The 1,732-nt window shown below is 66.6% G+C and carries 1 protein-coding gene; it reads right to left on the bottom strand.

The window, feature by feature from the left end; translation table 11 throughout:
* Positions 1-106 precede the first annotated feature (106 nt).
* Complete coding sequence (locus CCN72_RS17835) at positions 107-1,636, bottom strand: amino acid permease (RefSeq protein WP_202441790.1); 1,530 nt, start codon at positions 1,634-1,636, stop codon at positions 107-109.
* Positions 1,637-1,732 lie beyond the last annotated feature (96 nt).

The raw sequence follows: 1,732 nt of genomic DNA, 5'->3' as shown, positions 1-1,732 counted from the left end.
GTGACGGTGCGGGCGCGGGGCGGACAAAGGCCCCGGCCCCGGTACCGCGGGAGCGGTGCCGGGGCCGGGGCCTGGAGGCGCGGGGACGCGCCTGGATCCGTACGGATCAGATGAGGTCCATGGCCGCGATCTCGTCGGGGCGGCCGTAGCTGATCGGGCCCTGGAAGCGGCGGCGCGCGGTGGCGAACCACCAGACGGTGGCCACGAGCAGGACGACGGCGAGCGCGATCGGCGCGTAGTTGAAGGAGTCCACGGTGATCGGGGACGCCTGCGGCAGCATGAACAGGACGCTGCTCAGCGCGATCCAGATCACGGCGAGCCAGCCGACCGGCTTGCTCCAGCGGCCCAGGTTCCACGGGCCGGACTCGAAGGCGTCACCGAGCCGCAGCCGCAGGAAGATCGGGACGGCGTAGGCGAGGAACAGGCCGACCACGTTGACGCTGACGATCGCGGTGAAGGCGGTGTGCGACCACCAGCCGGGCACGATCAGGGCGAGCGAGCAGGCCACCGCGAGCCAGACCGCCTTGACGGGCGTACGGGTGCGCGGCGAGACCGAGTGCCACAGCCGGGAGCCGGGCATGGCGCCGTCGCGGGAGAAGGCGAAGATCTGCCGGGTGTTGCTGGTGAGGTTGGCGAGGCCGCAGAAGAGCATCGCGCCGATGACGATGAGGAGCATGGCCTTGGCGGTGGTCAGGCCGAGGCCGTCGATCAGGATCTGCACGGGCGGCGCGCCGTTGGCGGCCTCCTTGGCGTAGTCCTTAATGCTGTAGACCAGTGCCAGCATCAGGATGAGACCGGTGATCGCCGAATAGCCGATGGCGCGGGTGATCCCCTTGGGCGCGTTGACCGTGGCTTGCACCGTTTCCTCGGACATGTGGAAGCTGCCGTCGAAGCCGGTGAACGTCCAGCTGGTGACCAGCAGGCCGAGCATGCCGCCGTAAAGTCCGCTCGTGAAGCCGGTGTTGTTCTCGAAATGCGTGACGAACGACGCCGACTGATGGTGATCCGGTATCACTATGAGTGCGCCCACGATCACGACGAGTCCGATCAGCAGCCACCACACGGAAATGCGGTTGAGGACGGCGACGAGCTGGACCGTGTAGGTGTTGGCGAGCCCCTGGAGCACGATGATCAGGGCCGTGATCAGCACCGTCTGATGGACGGTCGGCTGGTAGGAGGGCCACTGGAGCTGCACGAAGGCCTGGATGAAGGTGGCCGCCGCATAGCCGGTCGCGGCGGTGCCGCCGATCTGTCCGACGAAATTCAACCAGCCCGTGTACCAGGACCAGGCGCCCTTGTGGCGCTTGGCGAGCTTACCGGCGGAGAAGTAGAGGGCACCGCTCGTCGGATACGCGGAGGCGACCTCTCCCATGGCCGCACCGATGAGCAGAACCATGATCGAGACGCCGATCCAACCGAATACGAGAATGCGGGGGCCACCCGCGTTCATACCGAATCCGAAGGACGAGAAGATGCCCGAAAGAATATTGATGATGGTGAAGGAGATCGCGAAATTGTCGAACGCCTTGAAACGGCGGGTGAGTTTCCGCGGATAACCCATCGCGTGCAGGGTCGCGTCGTCGTCGAGCACGACCGCGTCTTCTCCGGCGCGGGCCTTGGCCCGGGGAGCAGACATCCGTTCTGACACAGATCGGCCTTTCTCTCGTGCCTCTCGAGCGCTCGGGGCGGCTCTCGATGAGGGGGGACGGGTGACGAGCAAAGGGGGGTCAGG

Source organism: Streptomyces murinus (assembly GCF_002154555.1).
Lineage (GTDB): Bacteria > Actinomycetota > Actinomycetes > Streptomycetales > Streptomycetaceae > Streptomyces > Streptomyces murinus.
This window is presented reverse-complemented; position numbering and strand designations above follow the sequence as displayed.